Below are 1,054 nucleotides of genomic sequence, written 5' to 3'. Positions count from 1 at the left end.
GCGCTGGTGGTCGAAAACCTTGGTCCGACATCCACCGCGCATTGCCGCAGCGTGGGCATTGCGGCCGTTGCCGCACCGCGTGGCGCGTGGCCTGCAGTGTGCGCGGGTCGAAGGCGAGCAGTGTCGAGCGCAGCGAGCGGTCACCGGCTGCGGCCTGGCGTGCAGCCTGGGCCAGCCAGGCGGCGCTGGTGGCGGTTGTTGCCGCGTCGGTGGACRCCGGCGTGGTGAAAGGGCGGCCCAGGCGTTGCTGCACAAAGCGTTGGGCCGGGCGGTTCCAGGCAACGGCATGCAGCAGGCAGTCGACGCAAGGCCCCGGTGAGTGGTCCAGCCACGGGCCGATGGTGGGTTGCGCGCCCGCGGGTCGGGCCAGCAGCACGCTGCGGTGTGCGGCGCGCGCGGCCGACAGGTGATCGGCGACCCGCGAGTCCAGCAGGTCGGCGCAGGCCAGCACTTCGAATGTCGCCGTGGCGTTGCCGCCTTCTGACGCCGACAGCCGCAGGCCGGCCGCCTCCAGCGCCAGCGCCACCGGCCCGGCGGGCAGGCCGATGGTGCTGAGGCTGATCACCGGCGCGGGGGCTTCAGGCGGCGTGGCGTCGAGGTGGCCGGCGCGCTGCAGCGTCTGCAGCACGTAGTCGACCTCGAGGCCACTCAGGCGGGGCGCGAGCTGCCGCGCGATCTGCGCCGCGCTGCGCTGGCCATCGATGAGGGCCGCCACAGCCGCGACCTCTGTGCCACGAAGCACCAGGCGACGCAGCTCGCTGTGCAGCAGCACGGTGCGCTCGTCGATGCAGGCGACAGCCAAGCCGGCGTGCCATTGCGGCACGTGGTCGACTGCGAGCACAGGGTCGGACGGCAGCGCCACGCTCAGCAGCAGGTGAAGAGGTAGGTCGGCCCCGCGTCGTTGTACGCCGCGAAGGCGATCAGCTGCTCTTCGATCTGCGGCGCCACGGGCAGGCCGAAGGTCGCTTTCATGCGCGGCAGCGACCATTTCTTGGTCGCAGGGTCCCAGCCGTATTTGGACTCTGTGGGCTCGGTGACGCGGATGGTCACGTTC

1 protein-coding gene and 1 pseudogene are annotated in these 1,054 nt (G+C 71.8%); both read right to left on the bottom strand.

What is annotated here, in order from left to right:
* Window positions 1-862 (bottom strand): TOMM precursor leader peptide-binding protein (locus tag AC1DYI_RS36690; protein WP_477208999.1); only part of this gene is annotated, 862 nt, incomplete at its 3' end.
* A 2-nt stretch (window positions 863-864) separates the two neighbouring features.
* A pseudogene (locus AC1DYI_RS36685) lies at window positions 865-1,054 on the bottom strand (BMA_0021/BMA_0022 family TOMM bacteriocin); the annotation flags it as partial.

This window comes from Ideonella sp. P3_A4 (genome assembly GCF_056403075.1).
This window is presented reverse-complemented; position numbering and strand designations above follow the sequence as displayed.